Source organism: Mesorhizobium sp. WSM4808 (genome assembly GCF_055811675.1).
Genome location: NZ_JBVVQX010000002.1, coordinates 218,200 through 239,147 on the forward strand (window position 1 = coordinate 218,200; position 20,948 = coordinate 239,147).

Here is a 20,948-nt window from a genome sequence, read left to right on the forward strand (position 1 = left end):
GCGGTCACTGCCCTAACCGCGACTTTGCTCGCCCTACTTCAATTCTGACTTTGAAAGGAAATACCAAATGGCCAAGAAACCAACTACCCGCGAGGAACTCCTCGCCCAACTCGAATCTCTCGAGAGTTCCACCGAGATCGGCAAGCTACATGCTGAGGTCGCCAGACTGATTGAGGAGAATGCCACCCTGATGTCTCAGCGCCGAGACCTTGAGCGTCAGCTTGCGCAGAAGCACGAAGCCTTGCAGTTGGTCCGCGAGGCCATTCGCAAGGTTGACGTTCGGACGCGGTCCCATGGCGCGGACAGACCTGGCCATACCGAGCTTGCTGCAGCTGCGGAACGTGCAGGCCGCATGGAATGGGCAGAGGTGCAGCTTGGTGTCCAAAGGGGCACCCACGATCCCGCAACGGGCCTGCCCTATACCGCTGAGACAAAGCCCCAGCGCAGTTTGATCGCAGGGGCGCCAAAGGTAACTCAGACCGAACTGGACTCGTTCTTTCCGTCCCTCAGCGGCCTTGAGACCGACGTGACGGACGCCGCCGACGCCCTGCTCGATGCCGACCTGTCGGAACACAAGAACGCGTTGGAGATTGCCACCGCCGAATAACGGACAATCCAGTTTCCCGCGCTCCTTCCCGCCCCCCCTTTCGTATCTCAAGTTCGGTTTGAGGAGGTGGGAAGGCGCGCGGGTTTCTCTAGGTTCCCATGCGTTTTCGTTACGCCGAATGCATGGGCAGCAATCAATCTCTACGGGGTAGTGGCCGCGTCAGGCCTGCCCGCTTCCTGAGGACGTGAAATGCCTTCAGGATGATTTTGTCTTCCTCTGCTTCAGACGTTTCAACCTTCTCCTCGAAGGACGCCTCCTCGGCGTGGAAGTCATGCGCCCTTGATGGCATGTGCTTCCACCCCCACTGACATGCCTCCCAGTGACTTTCGCAGTTCACGACACGCTGTTCGATAGCTTGTCCGTGCTTCCCGAAAAATACGATTTTGTAGCTAGTCATGGTCTCGGCTTTCCAAAGCTTGGCTTGATTGCCGATGCCCATTTTTCACAGATCGAAGACAAAAAAAATAGGCTCCTACGGAGACATTCCGATAGCGGAGACGTCCAGCGGGGAGATGCATGCGTGAGGACGATCCATGAGTGCTTACTAACGTTACTTTCTCATCTGCCCTCGTCTAGGTGAAATGAAAATGCTAGACCCTGCACAGGGGGATCAAGATGAATGGGATGAGGGGCGCGCTGATCGACGCAGTGTTAGCTGTACTACCTATTGCCATCGTGTTCTTCAGTGGGTGGGCGTACTTGTCCAGCTACATCGGCGAGTTTGGAGTGGACGCTACAGAGATAACTGTCCCCCTGCCAACCGTATTGGTGTATGCATTCTCCCCCCTAAAGTCTCCCAGGGTTTTGTTTTTCCTTGCTATCTGCTTGGCTGCGTGGGTGGCCTCTGATTACTGTTTGGGAAAAAAAGAGTGTCGAAATCAGATTATGCTCGTCGCGTCATTGGCGGGCCTCGCCATTTTTCTATTCGTAGTCAGGGATGCCGCTCAAGCTGAAGCGAAGGCGATGGCGCATTTGGTGTGGACTGGGGATAAGGCGTTCTCAGTTCCCGTTCTCATCGCCCCGCATCAGGATGAGGCTTATGATGCCTTTGAGAAATGTCGAGATAGACGTGCACTTCGTCAAATCATTGGGCTTCCTGATCGTATGTATCTGCTTTGCCGCGATAAGTACTACGCTTGTGAGCGCGGGAGGATGTTTGTCGTTTCCAATGCCGGTGCGATAATTTACTCCGCAATAAAACTTCGCGAACCTGAATCTGGGGAGAAGGGCTGTGAGAAGTAGGTTTTTGATTCTGGCTGTCGCATTCGCAATACCCCCTCTGAGCGAGGTTACCGCACAGCAGGGAACTTCGGACGCCAAAGCGATCGCTGGGGTGGTTGTATTGGACGGCCCATACGAGCTGGTAGGTGGAGGAGGCGGAGTTCTGGGTTACGTATTGTCGCGAGCAGGCACGAAGGCGAACTTTCAACCGTGCACCGGCAAGGTCCAGATGGTCGACGACACAGATTTGAAGCGTTCGTCGTCGGATTGTAAGGACGAGCCGGGGAAAAATCCCAACTCCTTCAATGTCGCGTGCGCCGATGTCGAATCGCAGGTCGCGATAGTGACCGCGCAGGTCGGCCAAGAAGTCAGCAAAGTAGATCTAGGGACCGTGTTTCTGAAGGCTGCCAATGGCTACGCTCAAGGGGTGGCACCGCCACAAGAGGCACCTTGGGTGCAGTGGAACGATGCATTCGCGGCTCCTTTCTCTGTTTGCGGTGAAAAGTACGTCGTCCTTCCGAAAATGGGATTCGACCAAGCTTGGATCGGAGTTCTGAAACCATCTTCGCAGTGAGGTTGCCACTCACGGTTCAAACTGGATGGGCTTCGCGGTCCTTATCGCCCGTTACTCGGTCTGCTGCTTGATTGGTCCGAAGGCTGCCTGGAGATCGGCGCGACAACGTCGCCGCCGTCATTCTTTGCCACAACTGTATCGTAGAGGCCGTAGTGGGTTAGTCCTGCATGGCTTTCGATGCCGGTGTAGCGGAGTGAAGCGTCCTCATAGCGGCGGAAAGCGAAGACGGCCTCGTTCATCTTCTCGGTATTGAATACTCTTAGGCTCACGAGGAGATGGAAGTCATTTACCGTCAAGCCAGTCACGGTGAGGAATAGCTCCGGCTCCAACCTGGTAATTACGTCCTGAAGCTTGTTTTCCCGAAAATCCGTGAGATACATAAACGCCGGTATGCGCGTTGCAAACTTTATCAGCTTTTCTTGAACGAGCTTGCGCTTGGACTTGTATTCCTTCTCCTCATCGGTGAGCTCTCTTTTTTCTTTCGCCGTTAAATCGTCTCCTTTCGCCTTATTCTTTAGATCCTTTACTTTGTCGCTCTTGTTAATGATTGTCTCAATAATGTTGTCGCCGAGTGCTCGCCAGCCTTCGATCCGCTCAACTGCGGCTATTGCTTCTGGGTTGTCGAGTATTCGGCGTAGCGTGTCGTTGTCCACATTGACGAGTACCGCAGATTCCCATTTGCGGGCGAGCAGGGTCGCCGAGGTGCCCGCCATCGCAATGTCGAGGATGCCGCCAGCGTCAATCTGAGTCATGTTGGCACCGTCATAGGCCAACACGGGCAGAAACGAGACAAGCTCCCTGACAGCATTCTCGGGGTTCGGCTCACCCGGAGAGAGGCCGAGGCCATATTCCGACAGTTGCCTCAGCGCACGCGTTGGCGCGAAATCAAATACAAAGCAGACCGGCTTCAGCACCTCTTCTTCGTTGGGGTTGTCGCCATTGGGATTCTTGATCGACCACGGCGACTGCACCCGGAACGCGGCTTGGAAATAGGTTTCCGGCGATTTGAGGTTGCGCAGCATCAAGATGGACGACCACTGTGCCACCGTCACCCCGGTCGTAAGCTTGCCGCAGGAAAGCGTAATCGTTTTCGAGTCGAAGCCGCTACCGACGGCCTGCCGAACCGGAGGCAAGGCATCGAGGCCGATACCCGCCGATGTACCCGCCGCCACGACAACCGTGTAATCGTGCCAGAAAGTGTTGTGCCGCTCCGTCAGTAGGTTTGCCATAGCATGACAGGCGGCGACGTTGGGCAGGAACCAAAACGAATGCTGGAGGTAGGGAAGCAGCCTCACGTCCGAATACGGAAACGGCGGCCTCGTTCCCGTTTTTAGGCTTTCCATCGCTTGCGGCGCGTATCCGCCCCGGATGATGTCGAGCCATTTCTGCACGTCGGCTTTGTGCTTGAACACAGCCGTGTGGCCAGTGCCGGAAGCCGAGAAAAAGGTGTTGAGGTCAAATTCGTCGAACTCCCCGGCACTTGCAATCGCAAGAAGCTCGTCGGGCATCTGGTAGGTCAGCAGACGCATTTGCGGCATTGCGCCGTAGGGGTTGCGCTTGCCCGGATTTTGGTCGGCAAACTCAGCCTTAACGCGCTGTTCGTCGGTATAGGTCCAGTTGAAAATCTGTTCCTCTATAAACTCGCCCGTCGCCAGCGCCTTGAAAGGGGTGCCGGAGAGATAGAGGTAGGCGCGGGTGGTAATGGGCAGGAACTCGGCCTCGCTCTCCGAAAGCACGCCAAGGTCTTCGTTCACTTCTTCCAGATCGGCAGCATATTCCAGACTAGTTTCCTTCTTGGCCACCGTGGCATCCTCGCCCTCGAATAGCTCCTTCGCGGTCTCGCGCCACGCGCCAAAGTGATATTCATCGAACACCACAAGGTCCCAATTGATCGCATGGAGCCATTCGTTCCTGGCCTTGATGTTCCTGGCCTTGTCGCGTCCGAGCAGGTCTTGGAACGAGCCGAAATAGACCACCGGCTTGTCGTCGTCGATTTGGCTAGGGTCGCGCCCGGAATTTCGAGATAGATATTGCCAGCCGTCGAAATCGACATGCGATTCAAGATCGGTCTTCCATGCGTCTTCCACGGCGGGCTTGAACGTCACGACCAGCACCCGCTTAGCGCCTAGCTTCTTGGCGAGTTGGTAGGTGGTGAATGTCTTGCCGAAGCGCATTTTTGCGTTCCAGAGGAAGCGCGGGACGGCGTTGCCGTCTTGCTGCCACCTGGAATGATAGTAGGCGTGGGTTTGCTCCACCGCAGCCGCCTGTTCCTTACGTGGCGGGAAGGTTTCGTGATGCGCGCCGGTGAATTGCTGGCCGCTCCGTAGCTCGGCCAACGCAGTCCGCACATCGGCGAGAGCGCACTTCATCCACTCCAATTGCGGATTGGCAAATCCCTTGCGCTTGAGCGCGTCGCGCACGGCGTGATCGGTGATAATCGTACCGTTATGAGCTTCGGCGGATTCGTCGAGTTCGATGGTGTAGTTGGTGATCGCGGCGGTCTTGAGTTGTTCGGCGATGCGCTGCTTCACCTCACGTGTAGTATGCCCGACCTTGAGCAGCCCTTCATGTGTCTTGGCGGCGATTGAATACGCATAGATACGTGGGCGAACTTCCGGCTTTGGCGCGAGGATTTCGTCGATGGTGGGCTTATTGAGCAGGTTCATCAACAGCATCCATCGTGCGAACCTGCGATTCTATGTAAGCCTGTTCCTTTTGGCTGATGCCGTATTTGTCGCACAGTGCCTCGTCGGTCCATGTGCGATCCCATGTCTGCATCGGAACCCAAGCGTAGGTGGAGTGTGTCGCGTGCTGTGTAATTTTCCGCACCGATACCAGGAAACGGAAAAATCTAGTTCGATAATACGATTGGAGGCTCCTAGCCTCCTCGCTGGATTTAACATTGAAAAATAGGAACGATTGCGTGCACACCGACGGAGAGGCCGCGATCAACGACTTCCCCAAGATCGGATGCGGCACCATGTCCCCTCCGTTGTAGGCCTCAGGTACAAGAACCTTCCACGTGTCGATCAAATGCGGGCTTTTGGTTACAGCCTTTCGGTCGATGTATCCGACGCCCCGTTTCATTTTTCGAATATAGTGAAGTGGCAAGTCCCCCGGACGTTGTGTTGCATGGAAACCGTCGAAGTTGGATGTCCAGCCGAACTCCTTGTCCCTAGCCAGAATCGTATTGATTGACGGCTCCTTGCGACCCAAAACTTTGTTCAGAATTTCCACTGCACGCACGTCTCGCACAAAGACATCATAATCACCAAGATTTCGAAGCGCTGGCCCTACAAGCTCGCCGCCGAGAACAGTCGTTACTTTGCAACGGCCTTTGTGAGCCGCATCCCAGAGGAAGTAGCAGACACCAGCTTTGATTTCGACGCCCGGAAAAACTTCGCTCGCCGCCGGGTAATCAACGAGCTCGCGTATGCGAGAGTCCCCCAGCATGGATTTTCGAAATTCGTTAAGCCCCAGACCCGAAGCCATCCACCGCGACGGAATCACCATGGCGAGGAATCGCGGCTCGAGCTTTTTCGCTTGCTCGACGAAGTGCTGGTAGATTGGCACGTCGCGCGTTCCGCCATCCGAAGCGAGCTGGTAGGGCGGATTTCCTATGATGACGTCAAATTTCATATCGTCCCCAAATAACTCAGCGATCCGCGTCTTGATCTTGTCGGTATGGATGAACGCATAGGCATGAGTTTCAAATCCCTCGCCCCGGTCTAGCGTATTCTGGCTAGCGCCGCAGTAAGTGCATTTTCCATTCGTCCACGAATGTTCGGTGCGCTCGAACCAGATGTTGCCGGCGTCCGTTGTGAATGAGGTGGCGATGGAGTGTTCGCCGTTCGCGTGTTTCGAGCAATAGACACTCCGTCGCGCAAGCAGGCTGGTGAGGTGGGTAATGCCGATGCCAAACACCTGTTTGGTAAGGATGTGATCGACCCGCTCTTTGATGTCTGGGATGCTCTCCTCAAGGCCCGTTGTGAGGCGCGTTGTAATTTCGCGCAGGAATACGCCCGTTTTCGTAACCGGGTCCAAAAATCGCACGGTTGGGTCGGCCCAGATATTCGCGCCGCCATTATGGGCGGCCCACGCCTCAGCCAGCGAATCCAGAATCCGGTTAGCAAACTCGGGCGGAGTGAACACCTCGTCGTTGGAGAGGTTGGCGATGCACGTCAAAACGTCCGGATTGCGCCCACGAAGCGAAAAGCTTGCTTGATCGTTCATGAAGCTCCCCCCGAAGCCTGGTTCTAAGACGTGCCACCCAGTTCGCGCACTGTAGTAGGTGGATAGACCGTGATTGGCGTAAAGATTTCATGCTTGCCGAGATGGGCGAACAGCGAGCCCTCGGCGCTGAAGCTCGCCATCCCAGTGAGCACGTCAAGGCGAAAGTCGCGCCGCTGGAACTTGCCCTTGCCGAGGTAACCCCACTCCACCACGCTAATGGGCATGTTGTCCTTGTCGCGCATCGTCATGGCGTCACCATGGACCAGATTGAGCGACAGAATGTAGGAAGCGGCCCGATACAACTCATCTGCGTCATCCAAATCCAAGTAGTCGGCAAAGACCTCCAGCATATTCGCTCGGCACTCAGCGATGTTATCTGCAAGAAGCTCAATCCCATAGGTGCACATCAGCGCCAGTAGGGCGTAGTGCCGCCTCTCAAAGTCGGACGTGCCGAACTTCGCTTCAACAGCAGCCAGCTTTCGCTGCAAGACCGGGATGAGGAAATTCCCGCTTCCGCACGCAGGCTCTAGAAAACGCGAGTCGATGCGATCAGTCTCCCCCTTGACGAGGTCAAGCATCTTTTCGACTAGCCATTGAGGGGTGAACACCTCCCCGTGGTCAGCAACGCGTTTCTTGGACTTGATCAGACTCATGGATGACGTCCAGTAGCACAAATTTGGCTTGGTGCCACATCGGATGGCGCTACTCGCTCGTTCATATCGGGTCCTTTGAACAGCTATGGATCGGTCGTCGTTGGAAGCGTATATGCTCTGCCCAATAATGGGGGGAGACGAATATGGGATGGCGTGAGAATTTGATTGCTCGACACACTGAGGCCATCGCCAGTATGAGCGAAGGCGTCGAGTGGCTCGAATCCGGTAAGCAGCAGATGAACGACCTTGACTCAGGTGGGAAGGCGACGAACATGAACGCTGACATCATCGCCCACTACAAGCGAGCGATCGAAGGTTTGGACCACGTCATCGGCAGGCTCAAGGCCGACATCGCCCACGACAAAGGGGCCTAGTCCTCTTCCCCGGCTTATTAGCTGACAGGCTTCGGTTTCCTGTCGCCTGTTTGCTGAGAGTGTGCGTTATGCACAAGAAAACCCTGGGGTCCTACATTGACGATGAATACGTTTGTAGGCACATGTAACCAATCCGGTGCGGAGATTTCCGTCTGGATAAGGGGTGCCGGTGGGGAACGCTGAGGTTTGGACGCCCAGCGTCCCCCTCCGACTAGCGCAGTGATCGCTACCTCAAATCGGCTTGGACTCCGATTCGCATTGGTCCGGTCTCGACTGGCCTATATCCCGTGTAATGCCTGCAGTGACGCGCTGACAAGAGTCCCATGTGCTTAACCCAGGGGTATTTTGAGTTTCCCACAGGTTGACCCGGCCCTCAGTCTCGCCTGAGTTTATGCCGATCCAGTGCCATCTCGTAGATCACACGGTTCGCCGCCGACATCGCAGCCAACGTTAGGAACCCGAAGAGTGCCCCGTGCCAGAAGGTTCCAAAGGCCATGTAGCCAAGGAACGCTCCTATCGCTGCCATCGCCGTCGTTTCCCAAAAGACCATCAGTCTCCCCTCGCTTGTCACTTCTTACGCAAAAGCTCCCAAAGGACCGCCACGGCCATGAGGCAAAGGACGGCGGGAACGTAGATGAGATACAGGACCCCTGCCTTCGTGCTAAACCCGGTGTAGCCCCAGAAGGCCATTATGGCGAGTATGCCGATCAGGCCCATGAAACGCTTCATGCCGATATCTCGGGGAGCAGCTTTCCCTCCTCCTCGGCTGCAGCCCTAAAGGGTCCCCTGACGCTCTCCGGTGGGACCTCATCGGACATCGCAGTAACACACGCTTGGACAGCTTCGGTCCACCGAGGGCCTCGCTTGGTCCACGTCATGAGAACCTCAGCGCAGGCCTCCACGCTCCCGACGTTGTAGCGGTGCCCCTCAAGGTTCCTCACGGGCACCTTGGGACTGAACCAATGCTCGGCCATCTGCACGTTCTCCGAAGGGGACCTCAGGGTTCCTCCAGGGTCGCGACCTTTGTCAGAAAAATTCGTATCCGCTAATGTTAGAGAGGGGTAGCCTCAGTCCCCCCGTGGGGGATCCCTATAGTACCTAATGTCCACCTATACGCGCGATCATTGGCACGCTGTTTTAGGACGACGATGCCTTTCATCAGCATCAAATCAACGGCCCGAAATCCGCGTTTCGAGCTATGCGCCCAACACATTCCGTAGAATAAAAGCTAAGTCTGGCACAAGCTCTGATCGACCACCCTTACGACATGAGGACGGGGCCCCAGCGGGCCCCGTTTTCGTTTTGTCGACACATCCTGCACCGGTGATGCTCGATACCCGCCGGCGGCTATCCAAACCGACGCCGGCGCCGTCGAAACCCCGTCAATCATCTTGAACGGCAGATGAACGCCGGCATCAGAGCCGGTTCAGTTGCATCAGGGCATTCTCCGGCGTGTTGAAGGAGACCGACCCGATGCTTGCTCGCCGCTTCACCATCGTCTGCCTGCTGGTGAGCCTGTTTGGAATGTTCTTCGCCATCCTCGTCGCCGAAGCGGGCCGTCCGGCCCGCGCCTGGGACGAAGCCAGTTCCAGAACCTGCCGCCTCGCCTGCCCCACCCATCTTCGCAACTGAACAAAGAACCAAGACCTCGAAAAGAAAAGCTGAAACACCATGAACCGCATCGCCGCCAACGCTCTCAAGACCCTTCGGCTTCTGCCGCGGGCGGCGCTTATCCTGGCGGTTCTGGCCGCTCCGGTTCTGGCCGTGCCGATGATGCGCTCAGATGCCGGCTCGACGATCGACGCACCAGCCCTGAAGAAGTCCGGCGTCGGCTTTGTGCTCCTGGTCAGCCTGCAGCGCGGTTGAAGAAAAACGGCGCGTTGGCCGCCTTCGGTCGCGACACCCCTCCCAAGTGCCGATCCAAGTCTCTATATTGAGCTATGGAAAAGCGAATCTACCCACAAGCCATCGAATCTGTCGTCATGCCGGAGCCTTTTGGCCGGCAAAGCTTTGATAGCGCCGAGAAAGCCGTCAAGGCACTGCAGGCGCTTTACGACCGCAACACCAAATTCCTGCGCGACTCGTTCGCAGAGCTGGCGGCAGCAGGCGGCGACAATGGCAAGCGCTACCGGGCCTTTTATCCGGAGATCGGTGTCACCACCAACTCGTTCACCCAGATCGACTCGCGCCAGGCCTATGGCCATATGCCGACGCCCGGGCATTTTTCCACCACCATCACCCAGCCGGGCCTGTTCGAAAGCTACCTCGTCGAGCAGTTGCGCCTGATCATGCGCAATCATGGGGTTGCGGTCACGGTGTCGGAATCGACCACACCCATCCCGCTGCATTTCGCCTTCCTTGAAGGCACCCATGTCGACGGCGCGACGGCAGAGCGCATCAAGCGGCCGATCCGCGACCTGTTCGACGTGCCGGATCTCGATGGCACCGACGACCAGATCGCCAACGGCACCTTCGAAGTCGCCTTCGGCGAGCCGAGGCCTCTGGCGCCCTTCACGGCGCAGCGCATCGATTATTCGCTGCACCGGCTGTCGCACTATACGGCAACCACGCCGCAGCAGTTCCAGAACTTCGTGCTGTTCACCAATTATCAGTTCTACATCGACGAGTTCGTCGCCCGCGCCCGCGACCTGATGGCCAATGGCGGCGGCGGATACACGGAGTTCGTCGAGCCGGGTAATGTCATCACCAAGAGCGGGCAAAGCGCGCCTAGCGAAGGCGTTGCACCGCCGCGCCTGCCGCAGATGCCGGCCTATCACCTGAAGAAATCGGGACATGGCGGCATCACCATGGTCAATATCGGCGTCGGGCCCTCCAACGCCAAGACCATCACCGACCATATCGCGGTGCTGAGGCCGCATGCCTGGGTGATGCTCGGCCACTGCGCCGGCCTGCGCAACACCCAGGCGCTGGGCGACTATGTGCTGGCGCATGCCTATGTGCGCGAGGACCATGTGTTGGACGACGATCTTCCGGTCTGGGTGCCGATCCCGCCGCTGGCCGAGATCCAGGTGGCGTTGCAGGAAGCCGTCGCCGAAGTCACCGGCCTTTCCGGCTACGACCTGAAGCGCATCATGCGCACCGGCACCGTCGCCACCATCGACAATCGCAACTGGGAACTGCGCGACCAGCGTGGCCCGGTACAGCGTCTGTCGCAATCTCGCGCCATCGCACTCGACATGGAATCGGCGACCATCGCCGCCAATGGCTTCCGCTTCCGCGTTCCCTACGGCACGCTGCTGTGCGTTTCGGACAAACCGTTGCATGGCGAGTTGAAGCTGCCCGGCATGGCGACCGAATTCTACAAGCGCCAGGTGGCGCAGCACCTGACCATCGGCATCAGGGCGATGGAGAAGCTCGCGGAAATGCCGATGGAGCGGTTGCATTCGCGCAAACTCAGAAGTTTTTCGGAAACGGCGTTCCAGTAGGCCGATGCCACGCATCGAGGCGGCATTTCTCATCTTGATTGGGCCGCATTTCTGCCGATAAGCAGGCGGCATGGAGAGAGCGAGCCTCGGGACATTGCTGATTTCGGTTGCATTCCTGGCAATGCTGGCCTGTTCGATCGCGCTGGTGGCCGGGTTTTTCGGAACGCTGCATCCCGCCTTCGATTCCTTCTCGCATTTCCGCGTCCACCTTGCCGTGCTGATGGCGCTTTGCGCGCTGCCGCTGCTGGCCACGACATTTCGCCTGCAGGCGGCCGTGGCACTGCTTTTTGCCGTGGCGGCCTTCGCCACCACTTCCGGGTCGCTGTCCTTCTCCCGCCTGTGGCCGGTTCAGGCCGCCTATGAAGCCAAGAACGAAGACCGCGCAATCTACAAGCTGCTGCAGATGAACCTGCGCTACGACAATCCGACGCCGAAGAAGGTGCTGTCGCTGATCGGCCGGACCAATCCCGACGTGATCACCCTCGACGAGGTATCGGCGATGTGGGCGACCGAGCTTGGCTATATCAGCAGCGCCTATCCATACCGGGTCCTCTGTCCCTATCCCAACGGCATATTCGGCGTCGCGTTGCTCTCGCGGAGGCCCTTTGCCGCGGGCACCGAGGCGCGTTGCGAAAGGCGCGGCGCCATGGCGACAGCGACCGTCGACTTCGGCGGCATCGACGTCGATGTCGCGGCGATCCACCTCAGTTGGCCGTGGCCACGCGAGCAGTACTGGCAGATCGGCGAATTGACGGAGCCGCTTTCCGCGCTCGGCGAGACGGCCATCATGGCGGGCGACTGCAATGCCGCGCCATGGAGTGCCGCCGTGCGGCGGGTCGCGGCGCTTGGCGGGCTGACCGTGATGCCGTCCGCCGGCCCGACCTGGATCCACATCAAGCTGCCGGACTTCCTGCGGCGCTTCGCCGGCCTGCCGATCGACCAGGTTTTCAGCAAGGGCGGCGTGACCATCCATTCCGCGACACGGCTGGAGGACACCGGCTCGGATCACCTTCCGGTCATGGTGGAGTTCTCGCTCAGGCTGAACCAGCAAAAGCCGCTCGATGAACATGAAACCGCGACCGCGGCCATAAGCCAGACCGGCAAGACGCCAGGCTGAAGGATCAGGGCCTGACCAAAGCGATGACGAGATGCTGGACATGGCCGCCATCGCGATGCTCGCGCGCATCGAAAGCGAGCTGCTTGGCCTCATATGCGGCATTGGTGGCCTTGATACGTCGCTGTGCCTCGCGACGTGTCTTGTAGCAGAACCGGTCGTCGGCAATCCTGAGGCCGGAGATCGATCTTTCCGTGGCCTGCATCATCTCCCTGGCGATACGGCCATGGGTTTCCTCATGGGCGCGGACGCCGGCGAAGAACCGCGTCCATCGCTTCCGGAGCGTCGGCGTGGTGGCCGAGGCGACACGCGGAAACGTATAGAAGAGATTGAGCGTGCCGTTGGCGCGCCGCAAGCGGCAAACGCCATTGTCCTGGCTGGTGTCAAGGTCCCAATCCACTGCGTAGCCGGTCAACGCGATGGCGTGCGTCATGAAGCCGTGCTTCGGCCCCTTGCGGTCCATAGCCTGCATCAGCGCCAGCCCCGTGGTCCCGGTGATGTCGTAGGTCCGCGTCTTGACCACCACCCTGGTGCCGGCCGAGGCCGCCGAAGCCAAACCGAACAGCGCACCGATCGCCACAAGGCATGCCAGAACCGCCAGGCGCATTGGCCATCTCCTTATCGTCAAGGAATGGAACCATAAGCGCGCGGCAGTTTCAACAGTCCTAATGTTTCACATGCGACGGGAGACCCGAGCCGTCGTCGGGTCCTTTGCACGCTGTGGCCGGCGCGGGCCTACATGCCCTGGTAGACCGGGCCTTCTCCGCCTTGCGGCGGCACCCAGTTGATGTTCTGGTTCGGGTCCTTGATGTCGCATGTCTTGCAGTGGACGCAGTTCTGCGCGTTGATGACGAAGCGCACATCCTTGGCCGTGGGATCGGCGGCGGCATTGCCGTCCTTGTCGACCCACTCGTAAACCCCGGCCGGACAGTAGCGCGTCGAGGGGCCCGCAAAGACATCGTGCTCGGAACGTTTCTGCAGTTCCATGTCGCCGACAAGCAGGTGGACCGGCTCGTTTTCCTCGTGATTGGTGTTGGACAGGAACACCGAGGACAGCCTGTCGAAGGTCAGCACGCCATCTGGCTTCGGATAGGCGATCTTCTTGTGCCGGGCGGCAGGCTCGAGCGTCGCATAGTCGGCCTTGCCATGCTTCAGCGTGCCGAAGGGCGAGACACCGAACAGCGTGTTCAGCCACATGTCGAGGCCGCCGAGGCCGACACCGACGATCGTGCCGAAGCGCGACCACAGCGGCTTGACGTTGCGCACCTTCTTCAAATCCTTGCCGATGTCGGTCGCGCGCCAGGCTTCCTCGTAGGAAGCGAGTTCGTCGTTGGCGCGCCCGGCACCGATCGCCTCGGCGACATGCTCGGCCGCCAGCATGCCGGACAGCACGGCATTGTGCGAGCCCTTGATGCGCGGCACGTTGACGAAGCCCGCCGCACATCCCATCAGCGCACCACCGGGGAAGGAGAGTTTCGGCACCGACTGCCAGCCGCCCTCGGTGATGGCGCGCGCGCCATAGCCGAGGCGCTTGGCGCCGTCGAAAGTCCCGCTGATCGCCGGATGGGTCTTGAAGCGCTGGAATTCCTCGAAGGGCGACAGATAGGGGTTCTTGTAATTGAGGTGGAGGACGAAGCCGACCGCCACCTGATTGTCCTCGAGATGGTAGAGGAACGAGCCGCCGCCGGTCTTCAAGTCAAGCGGCCAGCCGAAGGAATGCTGGACCAGGCCCGGACGGTGGTTCTCCGGCTTGACCTGCCAGAGTTCCTTCAGGCCGATGCCGTATTTGCCCGGTTCGCGGCCATCGGAAAGCTTGTATCTGGCGATCAACTGCTTGGCGAGCGAGCCGCGAGCGCCCTCCCCGATCAGCACATATTTGCCCATCAGCGCCATGCCGGGTGCGAAACCCGGACCGTGCGTTCCGTCCTTCTCGACGCCCATGTCGCCGGTGACGATGCCGGTGACGGCGCCTTGCTCATTGTAGAGCAGGCCGGCGGCGGCAAAGCCCGGATAGATCTCGACACCGAGCGCTTCGGCCTTGGTCGCCAGCCAGCGGCAGACATTGCCGAGCGAGACGATGTAGTTGCCATGATTGTTCATCAGCGGCGGCATCAGCATGTTGGGCAGGCGAAACGAGCCGGCAGGACCAAGGACCAGGAAATGGTCCGATGTGACCCGCGTCTTGAAGGGATGGCCGTCCTCGTCGCGCCAGCCCGGCAAGAGCCGGTCGATGCCGATCGGATCGACAACGGCGCCGGAGAGGATATGGGCGCCGACCTCACCGCCTTTCTCCAGGACGACGACCGAAAGCTCGGGATTGACCTGCTTGAGGCGGATGGCGGCGGCGAGGCCCGCCGGTCCGGCACCGACGATAACCACGTCGAATTCCATGCTTTCGCGTTCGATGTCGCTCATCAACCCCTCCGCACTGGCTTATCCCATTCGGGTATCTTGCTGGCTCCCGCGCTGCATAGCGCATCAATTGACGACAGGAAACCGGCGCATACGTGACAATGCCGTTTTGGCCAAAAAGTCGCGCATTGCGAGGCTGGAAGACTGCTTTTCGCCCGGCATTGCCTGCGAGGCGCGCGTTTTTAATTGTTCGACGGCTTGCTTATCGGCCATACTTCACGCCATGCGCATTCCTGGGCCAGCCGGCTTTTCATCGACGCGCTTTCTTTTCCCGCCCGGCCGGATCCGCCGGGCGCTCCTTTTGGCCCTTCTGATGCTGGCGCCGCATCTCGCTGCCGCCGACGAAGTGAAGGTCTGGGCGGCAGGCGCCTACTCCTTCTCCGACGAGCTTGGCGGCTTCCGCATCACCGGCGCCTCGGGCATCGGGACGAAGGATGATCCGTTCGTCATCACCGAAGAACTGAATTCGTCAACGCCGGTGACGCTGACGATCCGCACGACAAAGCCGATCCAGGCCTTCGGCAAGGCCGGCGAATTCGCCAACGGCATGATGTATATGCGCATCGAGGTGCTCAACAACAGCGGCCAGGCCTGGGTCGAATTCCAGTTCGAATTGCAGGAGATCCTGAATCGGCCGAGCGTGTTCGGCGACGGGCTTTCCTTCGACCAGCGCAACAAGACGCCGGACAATATCTTATCGAGCAATTTCGCCGATTTCGATCGCGATTTCGAACCCTATGACCGGCTGCTGTTCAGGAATGGCAAGGTCGACCCGCTGAAAACCGCCAGGTTCGAATTCCTGATGACTGATTACACACCGCGATGGACCTTCTATCTGGTGCAGGATCCGCGCATACCAACGGGGTAGAGAAGCGGACGCGGGGACGCGCGCTCCCCCCTCGAGGGGGAAATGTTGCCGAAGGCGACAGAGGGGGTCGGCACGACCGGACGCGACTCCCCTTCGCCGACAGAGGAGGCTGGCGCTCTACGCGCGGCGACCCCCTCTGGCCTGCCGGCCATCTCCCCCTCAAGGAGGGAGATCAGCTTTCACCGCCGCTTTCGCCAATCACCGATGTTGCAAATCGCCTCTCGGCAGACGAATGTGCCAGGCATGACTGCCGCCTCCCCCAACAACCGATCCGACATTGCCGACCTGCTGGCCTTTTATGCCAGCGTGGGCGTCGACGAGGCGCTTGAAGACCAGCCCGTGAACCGGTTTGCCGAGGTTGCGCCAAAGCCCATGGAGCGCGCGGCGGCGTCTTCGGGCGATATCGCCCCACCGCAGCGTTCGACGAATATGTCTCGCCCCGAACCAGGTGACAGATCAAGTGCGCCGCCGGTTGCGCGCCCAACGTCGGCCACCGTTCCCGACGAAGCGCAGGCGGCACTTGCCCGCCAATTGGCGACCACAGCAACGACGCTGGACGAGCTTCGCCAGCACATGGCGGCATTCGAAGGCTGCAATCTCAAGGCCACCGCCAAAAGCCTGGTGTTCGCCGACGGCAACCCGGAAGCCGCCGTGATGCTGGTCGGCGAGGCACCCGGCCGCGACGAGGACATCGAGGGCCTGCCCTTCGTCGGCCGATCGGGCCGGCTGCTCGACCGCATGCTGGCGGCGATCGGGCTCGACCGTACTTCAGTCTATATCGCCAATGTCATTCCCTGGCGGCCGCCGGGCAATCGCACGCCGACGCCGTACGAAACCGAGATCTGCCGGCCGTTCATCGAGCGGCAGATCGAACTGGTCAATCCGAAGGTGCTGATCAACCTTGGCGGCCCGTCAGCCAAGACCTTGCTCAACACCTCGGAAGGCATATTGCGGCTGCGCGGCAACTGGCGCGCCCACACGACGGCGTCCGGCATCGCCATCCCGGCCATGCCGACGCTGCATCCGGCCTATCTCCTGCGAACCCCGTCGCACAAGAAGCTGGCGTGGCGGGATTTTCTCGAAGTCAAGGCGAAGCTGCGCGCACTTGGGTGATTGGCCAATCTCCTCCACGAGGGGGGGAGATTGGCTGTCATCTCCGCTTTCGCCAATCTCCAATGTGGATAGGCGAACGCCGGCAAGAACTATGACCTCAGACGTAATTGAAATGCCCCCCTCTCCAGTCTAACCATGCCCTCATGACAACAGCCCAAACCTCCGCCGGCAGCCTCATTCGCGAGTGGCGCACCCGCCGCCGCATGTCTCAACTCGACCTCGCCATGGAGGCCGAAATCTCGCAGCGGCATCTGAGCTTCGTCGAAAGCGGCCGCGCCGCGCCCTCACGCGACATGGTGCTGCATCTGGCCGAGCAATTGTCGATGCCGCTGAGGCAGCGCAACCAGTTGCTGCTCGCCGCCGGCTTTGCGCCGAGCTTCGGCGAGCGCTCATTGACCGACACCACGATGGCGCCGGCGATGGCGGCGGTCGAGATCGTCCTCAAAGGCCACGAGCCGTTCCCGGCACTCGCCGTCGACCGCCACTGGAACCTGGTTTCGGCCAATGCCGCCATTGCCCCCTTCCTTGCCGATGTCAGCGAGGCTTCGCTGCTGACGCCGCCGGTCAACGTGCTTCGCCTCAGCCTGCATCCCGGCGGCATCGCGCCACGCATCGTCAATCTCCAGGAATGGCGGACGCATCTGCTCGAGCGCCTGAAACACCAGAATGACGCGAGCGGCGACGCGGTGCTGATCGAACTCGAGCGTGAGCTGAGGACTTATCCGTCCGGCTTGAAAGGCAGCCGGCCGGTGTCGGTAGAGCCGAACCCCATCGTGCACCCGCTCAGGCTTGCGCACGGCGACCAGGTGCTGTCGTTCATCAGCACCATCACCGTGTTCGGCACGCCGCTCGACGTGACCCTTTCGGAACTGGCGATCGAATCGTTTTTTCCAGCCGACGAGCAGACGAGGACGGTGCTGGTTCGGTTGGCGAAGGAGCGAGCCGAGCTGTCGTAATCACCCTTCAGGCAAAGATGCCTTGCGCGTGCGGGTCCGCTCCAGGCCAAGCTGGCGTTCGCGCCAGATGATGAAGATGCCGGCGGCGACGACGATCAGGCCGCCGGCAAGCATATGGAGCGTGGCGACGTCGCCGAAGACGAGATAGCCGACGACGACGCCGAGGATCATCGACGTATATTCGAACGGCGCCACGACCGAGGCTTCGGCATGGCGATAGGCTGCCGTCATCAGTATCTGCCCGAGGCCGCCGCAGAAGCCGGCGGCAACAAGGAGAGCCGCCTGGAGCGGCGTCAGCGCCTGCCAGCCGAATGGCAGCGACAGCAGCGACATGACGCTCGCCGTCACCGAAAACCACAGCACGATGGTCGCCGTGCGCTCGCTTTGCACGAGATTGCGCACCAAGAGCATGGCGACGGCCGAGATCGCCGCGGCGACAAGAGCGGCGATGACGCCAAGCACTTCCTGGTCGTCGAGCGCCTCGTCGGAACTCAGCAGCGTCAGTTCCGGCCAGGAGATGATCAGCACGCCGACCAAGCCGACCGCGACCGCACTCCAGCGATAGACACGGATGGCCTCGCCGAGGAAGATGGAGCTGAACACCACCACCAGCAGCGGCTGCGCGTAGTTCAGCGTGATCGCTTCCGGCAGCGGCAGCCGGGTCAACGCAAAAAAGCCGAGCCCCATGGCGCAGACGCCGACAAGGCCGCGGGCGATGTGGTTGAACGGACGGTTGGTGGTGAAGGCAGTGCCGAGTTCTTTCCTGAAGGCCAGGAAGGCGATGATCGGGAAGATAGCGAAGAAAGAGCGGAAGAAGACAATCTGGCCGGCCGGAACCGTGCCTGCGGCTTTGATGCAGGTCTGCATGCCGACGAAGACCGCCACCGACACGATCTTGAACATGATGCCGGTTAGCGTGTTGTGCCCGCCGGCATCATTGCCGGCTGTGGCCGGGGGGCTGCCGGGGCCTGCTGTCACGCTCCCGACGCTTCTCGGATGGTCGCCCAGATACGCGCCGGCGTTGCCGGCATGTCGATGTGCTTGACGCCATAGGCGCGCCAGAGCGCGTCAGTCACCGCATTGAGTGCCGCCGGCGTCGAGCCGATGGTGCCGGCCTCGCCCGCGCCCTTGATGCCGAGTGCATTGGTGGTCGAAGGCACGTTGCGGGTCTCGAAATGGAAGAACGGGAAATTGTCGGCGCGCGGCATGGCGTAATCCATGAAGCTCGCCGTCAAAAGCTGTCCGTCCTCGCCATAGATGGTGTCCTCGGTCAGTGCCTGGCCGATGCCTTGCACGACGCCGCCATGCACCTGGCCGGCGAGCAGGATCGGGTTCACGGTGACGCCGAAATCGTCGACGATGGTGTAGCGGACGATCTCGGTCGCGCCGGTGTCGGGATCGATCTCGACCTCGCAGATATGAGTGCCGTTGGGATAGGTGCATTCGTCCTGCACGAACTCGCCAAAGCCCTTGAGATCATCCGGCGTCTTGGCGGCCTTGGCGATGGCGGAAAAATCGATCGAGCGATCGGTGCCGACGATGCGGGCAACACCATCAGACAGCTCAATGTCGCCGGCCGAGGCTTCAAGCTCGTCGGCGGCGATGCGCTTGATCTTGTTGGCCAGATCCTCGCCCGCGCGGGAAGCCGATACACCCCCCAGCGGTATGGAGCGCGAGCCGCCGGTGCCGCCGCCGGCTTTCAATTCATCGGTATCGCCCTGGCGGACATGGATCTTGTCGATGTCGAGATTGAGCTTTTCCGACAGGAACTGGGCATAGGCGGTGGCGTGCCCCTGTCCGTTGGTCTGGGTGCCGATCTTCAGCGTCACCGTGCCATCGCCGTTGAGTTCGACGAAGGCCGGTTCGGAGCCCGGAAAGGCACAGGCCTCGATATAGGTCGCCATGCCGAGGCCGCGGATTTTTCCGCCGGCCTTCGATTGCGCCAGCCGCTCGGGAAACGCTTTCCATTCGGATTGCTCAATAGCGCGCTCCATATGGCCTTCGAATTCACCGGTGTCGTAGAGGCGGCCGGTTTGCGTCCGGTAGGGAAATTGCTCCGGCCGGATGAAGTTGCGGCGGCGTATCTCCTCGACAGGCAGGCCGAGATCGTGGGCGCAGGCATCGACCAGCTTTTCCAGCAGGAAGGCTGCTTCCGGCCGGCCGGCACCGCGATAGGCATCGACCGGGCAGGTGTTGGTGTAGAGGCCGGTCACCGAGACGTCGAGCGCCTGGATATCGTAGACACCGGTCGACATGGTGACGCCGATATAGGGGATGAACGGGCCGTATTGCGAGATATAGGCGCCGATGTTGGCGAGCAGGTCCACCTTCATGCCGAGAAAGCGGCCGTCCTTGTCCAGCGCCATCTCAGCCGTGACGACATTGTCGCGGCCTTGCGCGTCGGTCAGGAAGTGCTCCGTGCGGTCACCGGCCCATTTCACCGGGCGGCCAAGCCGCTTTGCCGCTTCCAGCACCAGCGGATATTCGCGGTAGACGAAGCTCTTCGGCCCGAAACCACCGCCGACATCAGGCGTGATGACGCGCAGCTGGTCCTTCTTGATCTTGAACACGCTGGCCAGGATATACTGCATGGAGTGCACGCCTTGCGACCCGGTGGTCAGCACGAAGCGCTTCTCCTCGACGTTCCATTCGCCGATCGCGGAGCGCGGCTCCATGTAGTTGCACACCAGCCGGTTGTTGACGAACTCGATGCGGGTGACATGGGCGGCCTTGGCGAAAGCCGCTTCGCTCTTTTTCTTGTCGCCCATGTGGTAGCTGAAGGCGCGGTTGGAACCAAGCTCCGGCCAGACCAGCGGCGTGCCTTCGGCCAATGCCGTTGCCGTCCCGGAGGCCGCATCTTCGCCGTCATAGTCGACATCGATCAGTTCGGCGGCATCCTGCGCCAAGGCTCGGCTGTCGGCGACGACGAAGGCAACGGCATCGCCGACATAGTTGACGCGGTCGCCGCACAGGATCGGGATGTCGCGCGTCGGAGCCTTGGTGCCGTCCGGCTGTTCCTGCATGACGCCGGATTTCAGATCGCCGAGATGGGCAAGATCCTTGCCGGTCAGCACCAGATGGACGCCAGGTGCCGTCTTCGCCGCCTCGGTCGAACCGATGGTGAAGCTGGCCTTGGCGACCGGCGAGCGCAGGACATAGCCATGCAGGACGCCAGCCGGCTGGATATCGTCGGTATAGCGGCCCTGGCCCTGGATGAAGGCGGCATCCTCGCGCCGCAGCACGGATGCGCCCATGCCGAATTTCGGTGTGACGACGGTCATGGGTGCCTCGTGATGATGACAGGAGAAGGAACGCCTGAAATAGGCATTGCCTCAGTTTTGTCGAGGGGCCGTTTCGTGTAAAGAGCGCGGACTTCA

Annotated in this window: 22 protein-coding genes; 11 read left to right on the top strand and 11 right to left on the bottom strand. The window is 60.2% G+C overall.

Annotation, left to right across the window (positions count from 1 at the left end):
• The first annotated feature begins 67 nt into the window (after positions 1 to 67).
• Positions 68 to 607 (top strand): hypothetical protein, encoded by a 540-nt coding sequence (locus tag AC0L2U_RS03835; RefSeq protein WP_473601415.1) that lies wholly within the window; start codon positions 68 to 70, stop codon positions 605 to 607.
• Between the two features lie 133 nt (positions 608 to 740).
• On the opposite strand, the gene AC0L2U_RS03840 is transcribed toward AC0L2U_RS03835, so the two are convergent.
• Positions 741 to 1,046: a hypothetical protein gene (locus tag AC0L2U_RS03840; protein WP_352712888.1), complete on the bottom strand. Its 306-nt coding sequence runs from the start codon at positions 1,044 to 1,046 to the stop codon at positions 741 to 743.
• A 176-nt stretch (positions 1,047 to 1,222) separates the two neighbouring features.
• Here AC0L2U_RS03840 and AC0L2U_RS03845 point away from each other — a divergent pair, with 176 nt between their 5' ends.
• Both AC0L2U_RS03845 and AC0L2U_RS03850 read left to right on the top strand, forming a co-directional pair.
• Positions 1,223 to 1,849: a hypothetical protein gene (locus AC0L2U_RS03845; protein WP_473601416.1), complete on the top strand. Its 627-nt coding sequence runs from the start codon at positions 1,223 to 1,225 to the stop codon at positions 1,847 to 1,849.
• Positions 1,850 to 2,057: 208 nt separating this feature from the next.
• Complete coding sequence (locus AC0L2U_RS03850; RefSeq protein ID WP_473601418.1) at positions 2,058 to 2,402, top strand: hypothetical protein; 345 nt, start codon at positions 2,058 to 2,060, stop codon at positions 2,400 to 2,402.
• 41 nt (positions 2,403 to 2,443) lie between these two features.
• On the opposite strand, the gene AC0L2U_RS03855 is transcribed toward AC0L2U_RS03850, so the two are convergent.
• The 3 genes from AC0L2U_RS03855 to AC0L2U_RS03865 are packed head-to-tail and all read right to left on the bottom strand — an operon-like array spanning position 2,444 to position 7,288.
• A complete protein-coding gene (locus tag AC0L2U_RS03855) occupies positions 2,444 to 5,068 on the bottom strand; it encodes a DEAD/DEAH box helicase family protein (RefSeq protein ID WP_473601419.1) in 2,625 nt (874 codons plus the stop codon).
• The gene (locus AC0L2U_RS03860; protein ID WP_473601420.1) at positions 5,052 to 6,635 is read right to left on the bottom strand and encodes an Eco57I restriction-modification methylase domain-containing protein; all 1,584 of its coding nucleotides are present in this window, start codon (positions 6,633 to 6,635) and stop codon (positions 5,052 to 5,054) included. Before AC0L2U_RS03860 ends, AC0L2U_RS03855 begins: the two co-directional genes overlap by 17 nt.
• Positions 6,636 to 6,658: 23 nt before the next feature.
• Complete coding sequence (locus tag AC0L2U_RS03865; protein ID WP_473601422.1) at positions 6,659 to 7,288, bottom strand: N-6 DNA methylase; 630 nt, start codon at positions 7,286 to 7,288, stop codon at positions 6,659 to 6,661.
• Between the two features lie 143 nt (positions 7,289 to 7,431).
• Between AC0L2U_RS03865 and AC0L2U_RS03870 the strand changes: the two genes are divergently transcribed.
• Positions 7,432 to 7,662 (top strand): hypothetical protein, encoded by a 231-nt coding sequence (locus tag AC0L2U_RS03870; protein ID WP_473601423.1) that lies wholly within the window; start codon positions 7,432 to 7,434, stop codon positions 7,660 to 7,662.
• A 567-nt stretch (positions 7,663 to 8,229) separates the two neighbouring features.
• Here AC0L2U_RS03870 and AC0L2U_RS03875 read toward each other — a convergent pair.
• Together AC0L2U_RS03875 and AC0L2U_RS03880 are read right to left on the bottom strand one after the other, a co-directional pair.
• Positions 8,230 to 8,391, bottom strand: coding sequence for a hypothetical protein (locus AC0L2U_RS03875; protein ID WP_473601424.1), 162 nt, complete (start codon positions 8,389 to 8,391; stop codon positions 8,230 to 8,232).
• The gene (locus AC0L2U_RS03880) at positions 8,388 to 8,636 is read right to left on the bottom strand and encodes a DUF982 domain-containing protein (protein WP_473601425.1); all 249 of its coding nucleotides are present in this window, start codon (positions 8,634 to 8,636) and stop codon (positions 8,388 to 8,390) included. Before AC0L2U_RS03880 ends, AC0L2U_RS03875 begins: the two co-directional genes overlap by 4 nt.
• Before the next feature lie 499 nt (positions 8,637 to 9,135).
• Between AC0L2U_RS03880 and AC0L2U_RS03885 the strand changes: the two genes are divergently transcribed.
• The 4 genes from AC0L2U_RS03885 to AC0L2U_RS03900 all read left to right on the top strand — a co-directional run bounded on the left by AC0L2U_RS03885 (position 9,136) and on the right by AC0L2U_RS03900 (position 12,225).
• Positions 9,136 to 9,294 (top strand): hypothetical protein, encoded by a 159-nt coding sequence (locus tag AC0L2U_RS03885; protein WP_023812838.1) that lies wholly within the window; start codon positions 9,136 to 9,138, stop codon positions 9,292 to 9,294.
• A 39-nt stretch (positions 9,295 to 9,333) separates the two neighbouring features.
• Positions 9,334 to 9,528, top strand: coding sequence for a hypothetical protein (locus AC0L2U_RS03890; protein WP_127292634.1), 195 nt, complete (start codon positions 9,334 to 9,336; stop codon positions 9,526 to 9,528).
• A gap of 116 nt (positions 9,529 to 9,644) precedes the next feature.
• The gene (locus AC0L2U_RS03895) at positions 9,645 to 11,108 is read left to right on the top strand and encodes an AMP nucleosidase (protein WP_245466279.1); all 1,464 of its coding nucleotides are present in this window, start codon (positions 9,645 to 9,647) and stop codon (positions 11,106 to 11,108) included.
• A gap of 70 nt (positions 11,109 to 11,178) precedes the next feature.
• Positions 11,179 to 12,225, top strand: coding sequence for an endonuclease/exonuclease/phosphatase family protein (locus AC0L2U_RS03900; RefSeq protein ID WP_127810908.1), 1,047 nt, complete (start codon positions 11,179 to 11,181; stop codon positions 12,223 to 12,225).
• Positions 12,226 to 12,229: 4 nt separating this feature from the next.
• On the opposite strand, the gene AC0L2U_RS03905 is transcribed toward AC0L2U_RS03900, so the two are convergent.
• The 3 genes from AC0L2U_RS03905 to AC0L2U_RS03915 all read right to left on the bottom strand — a co-directional run bounded on the left by AC0L2U_RS03905 (position 12,230) and on the right by AC0L2U_RS03915 (position 14,847).
• A complete protein-coding gene (locus AC0L2U_RS03905; protein ID WP_127810909.1) occupies positions 12,230 to 12,829 on the bottom strand; it encodes a DUF922 domain-containing protein in 600 nt (199 codons plus the stop codon).
• Positions 12,830 to 12,957: 128 nt separating this feature from the next.
• A complete protein-coding gene (locus AC0L2U_RS03910; protein ID WP_128288779.1) occupies positions 12,958 to 14,637 on the bottom strand; it encodes an electron transfer flavoprotein-ubiquinone oxidoreductase in 1,680 nt (559 codons plus the stop codon).
• A gap of 63 nt (positions 14,638 to 14,700) precedes the next feature.
• Positions 14,701 to 14,847 carry a hypothetical protein gene (locus tag AC0L2U_RS03915; protein ID WP_155930595.1) on the bottom strand — a complete coding sequence of 49 codons (147 nt, stop codon included), beginning with the start codon at positions 14,845 to 14,847 and terminating at the stop codon, positions 14,701 to 14,703.
• 10 nt (positions 14,848 to 14,857) lie between these two features.
• Between AC0L2U_RS03915 and AC0L2U_RS03920 the strand changes: the two genes are divergently transcribed.
• The 3 genes from AC0L2U_RS03920 (at position 14,858) to AC0L2U_RS03930 (ending at position 17,571) form a co-directional block, all read left to right on the top strand.
• On the top strand, positions 14,858 to 15,502 hold the full coding sequence (locus AC0L2U_RS03920) for a hypothetical protein (protein ID WP_127810911.1): 645 nt from the start codon (positions 14,858 to 14,860) through the stop codon (positions 15,500 to 15,502).
• Between the two features lie 243 nt (positions 15,503 to 15,745).
• A complete protein-coding gene (locus AC0L2U_RS03925) occupies positions 15,746 to 16,615 on the top strand; it encodes a uracil-DNA glycosylase (RefSeq protein ID WP_473601427.1) in 870 nt (289 codons plus the stop codon).
• Positions 16,616 to 16,758: 143 nt separating this feature from the next.
• Positions 16,759 to 17,571 (top strand): helix-turn-helix domain-containing protein, encoded by an 813-nt coding sequence (locus AC0L2U_RS03930; protein ID WP_127810913.1) that lies wholly within the window; start codon positions 16,759 to 16,761, stop codon positions 17,569 to 17,571.
• Here the strand turns inward: AC0L2U_RS03930 and AC0L2U_RS03935 are convergent, their stop codons facing one another.
• Positions 17,572 to 18,549 (bottom strand): DMT family transporter, encoded by a 978-nt coding sequence (locus AC0L2U_RS03935; protein WP_128362519.1) that lies wholly within the window; start codon positions 18,547 to 18,549, stop codon positions 17,572 to 17,574.
• A complete protein-coding gene (locus tag AC0L2U_RS03940) occupies positions 18,546 to 20,852 on the bottom strand; it encodes a xanthine dehydrogenase family protein molybdopterin-binding subunit (protein WP_128288780.1) in 2,307 nt (768 codons plus the stop codon). Before AC0L2U_RS03940 ends, AC0L2U_RS03935 begins: the two co-directional genes overlap by 4 nt.
• Positions 20,853 to 20,948 lie beyond the last annotated feature (96 nt).

What these genes read in the sequence shown, in the direction of transcription:
- AC0L2U_RS03835 (WP_473601415.1), top strand. Translation starts at nt 68, where the DNA reads ATGGCCAAGAAACCAACTACCCGCGAGGAACTCCTCGCCCAACTCGAA.
- AC0L2U_RS03840 (WP_352712888.1), bottom strand. Translation starts at nt 1,046, where the DNA reads ATGGGCATCGGCAATCAAGCCAAGCTTTGGAAAGCCGAGACCATGACT.
- AC0L2U_RS03845 (WP_473601416.1), top strand. Translation starts at nt 1,223, where the DNA reads ATGAATGGGATGAGGGGCGCGCTGATCGACGCAGTGTTAGCTGTACTA.
- AC0L2U_RS03850 (WP_473601418.1), top strand. Translation starts at nt 2,058, where the DNA reads ATGGTCGACGACACAGATTTGAAGCGTTCGTCGTCGGATTGTAAGGAC.
- AC0L2U_RS03855 (WP_473601419.1), bottom strand. Translation starts at nt 5,068, where the DNA reads ATGAACCTGCTCAATAAGCCCACCATCGACGAAATCCTCGCGCCAAAG.
- AC0L2U_RS03860 (WP_473601420.1), bottom strand. Translation starts at nt 6,635, where the DNA reads ATGAACGATCAAGCAAGCTTTTCGCTTCGTGGGCGCAATCCGGACGTT.
- AC0L2U_RS03865 (WP_473601422.1), bottom strand. Translation starts at nt 7,288, where the DNA reads ATGAGTCTGATCAAGTCCAAGAAACGCGTTGCTGACCACGGGGAGGTG.
- AC0L2U_RS03870 (WP_473601423.1), top strand. Translation starts at nt 7,432, where the DNA reads ATGGGATGGCGTGAGAATTTGATTGCTCGACACACTGAGGCCATCGCC.
- AC0L2U_RS03875 (WP_473601424.1), bottom strand. Translation starts at nt 8,391, where the DNA reads ATGAAGCGTTTCATGGGCCTGATCGGCATACTCGCCATAATGGCCTTC.
- AC0L2U_RS03880 (WP_473601425.1), bottom strand. Translation starts at nt 8,636, where the DNA reads ATGGCCGAGCATTGGTTCAGTCCCAAGGTGCCCGTGAGGAACCTTGAG.
- AC0L2U_RS03885 (WP_023812838.1), top strand. Translation starts at nt 9,136, where the DNA reads ATGCTTGCTCGCCGCTTCACCATCGTCTGCCTGCTGGTGAGCCTGTTT.
- AC0L2U_RS03890 (WP_127292634.1), top strand. Translation starts at nt 9,334, where the DNA reads ATGAACCGCATCGCCGCCAACGCTCTCAAGACCCTTCGGCTTCTGCCG.
- AC0L2U_RS03895 (WP_245466279.1), top strand. Translation starts at nt 9,645, where the DNA reads ATGCCGGAGCCTTTTGGCCGGCAAAGCTTTGATAGCGCCGAGAAAGCC.
- AC0L2U_RS03900 (WP_127810908.1), top strand. Translation starts at nt 11,179, where the DNA reads ATGGAGAGAGCGAGCCTCGGGACATTGCTGATTTCGGTTGCATTCCTG.
- AC0L2U_RS03905 (WP_127810909.1), bottom strand. Translation starts at nt 12,829, where the DNA reads ATGCGCCTGGCGGTTCTGGCATGCCTTGTGGCGATCGGTGCGCTGTTC.
- AC0L2U_RS03910 (WP_128288779.1), bottom strand. Translation starts at nt 14,637, where the DNA reads ATGAGCGACATCGAACGCGAAAGCATGGAATTCGACGTGGTTATCGTC.
- AC0L2U_RS03915 (WP_155930595.1), bottom strand. Translation starts at nt 14,847, where the DNA reads ATGGCCGATAAGCAAGCCGTCGAACAATTAAAAACGCGCGCCTCGCAG.
- AC0L2U_RS03920 (WP_127810911.1), top strand. Translation starts at nt 14,858, where the DNA reads ATGCGCATTCCTGGGCCAGCCGGCTTTTCATCGACGCGCTTTCTTTTC.
- AC0L2U_RS03925 (WP_473601427.1), top strand. Translation starts at nt 15,746, where the DNA reads ATGACTGCCGCCTCCCCCAACAACCGATCCGACATTGCCGACCTGCTG.
- AC0L2U_RS03930 (WP_127810913.1), top strand. Translation starts at nt 16,759, where the DNA reads ATGACAACAGCCCAAACCTCCGCCGGCAGCCTCATTCGCGAGTGGCGC.
- AC0L2U_RS03940 (WP_128288780.1), bottom strand. Translation starts at nt 20,852, where the DNA reads ATGACCGTCGTCACACCGAAATTCGGCATGGGCGCATCCGTGCTGCGG.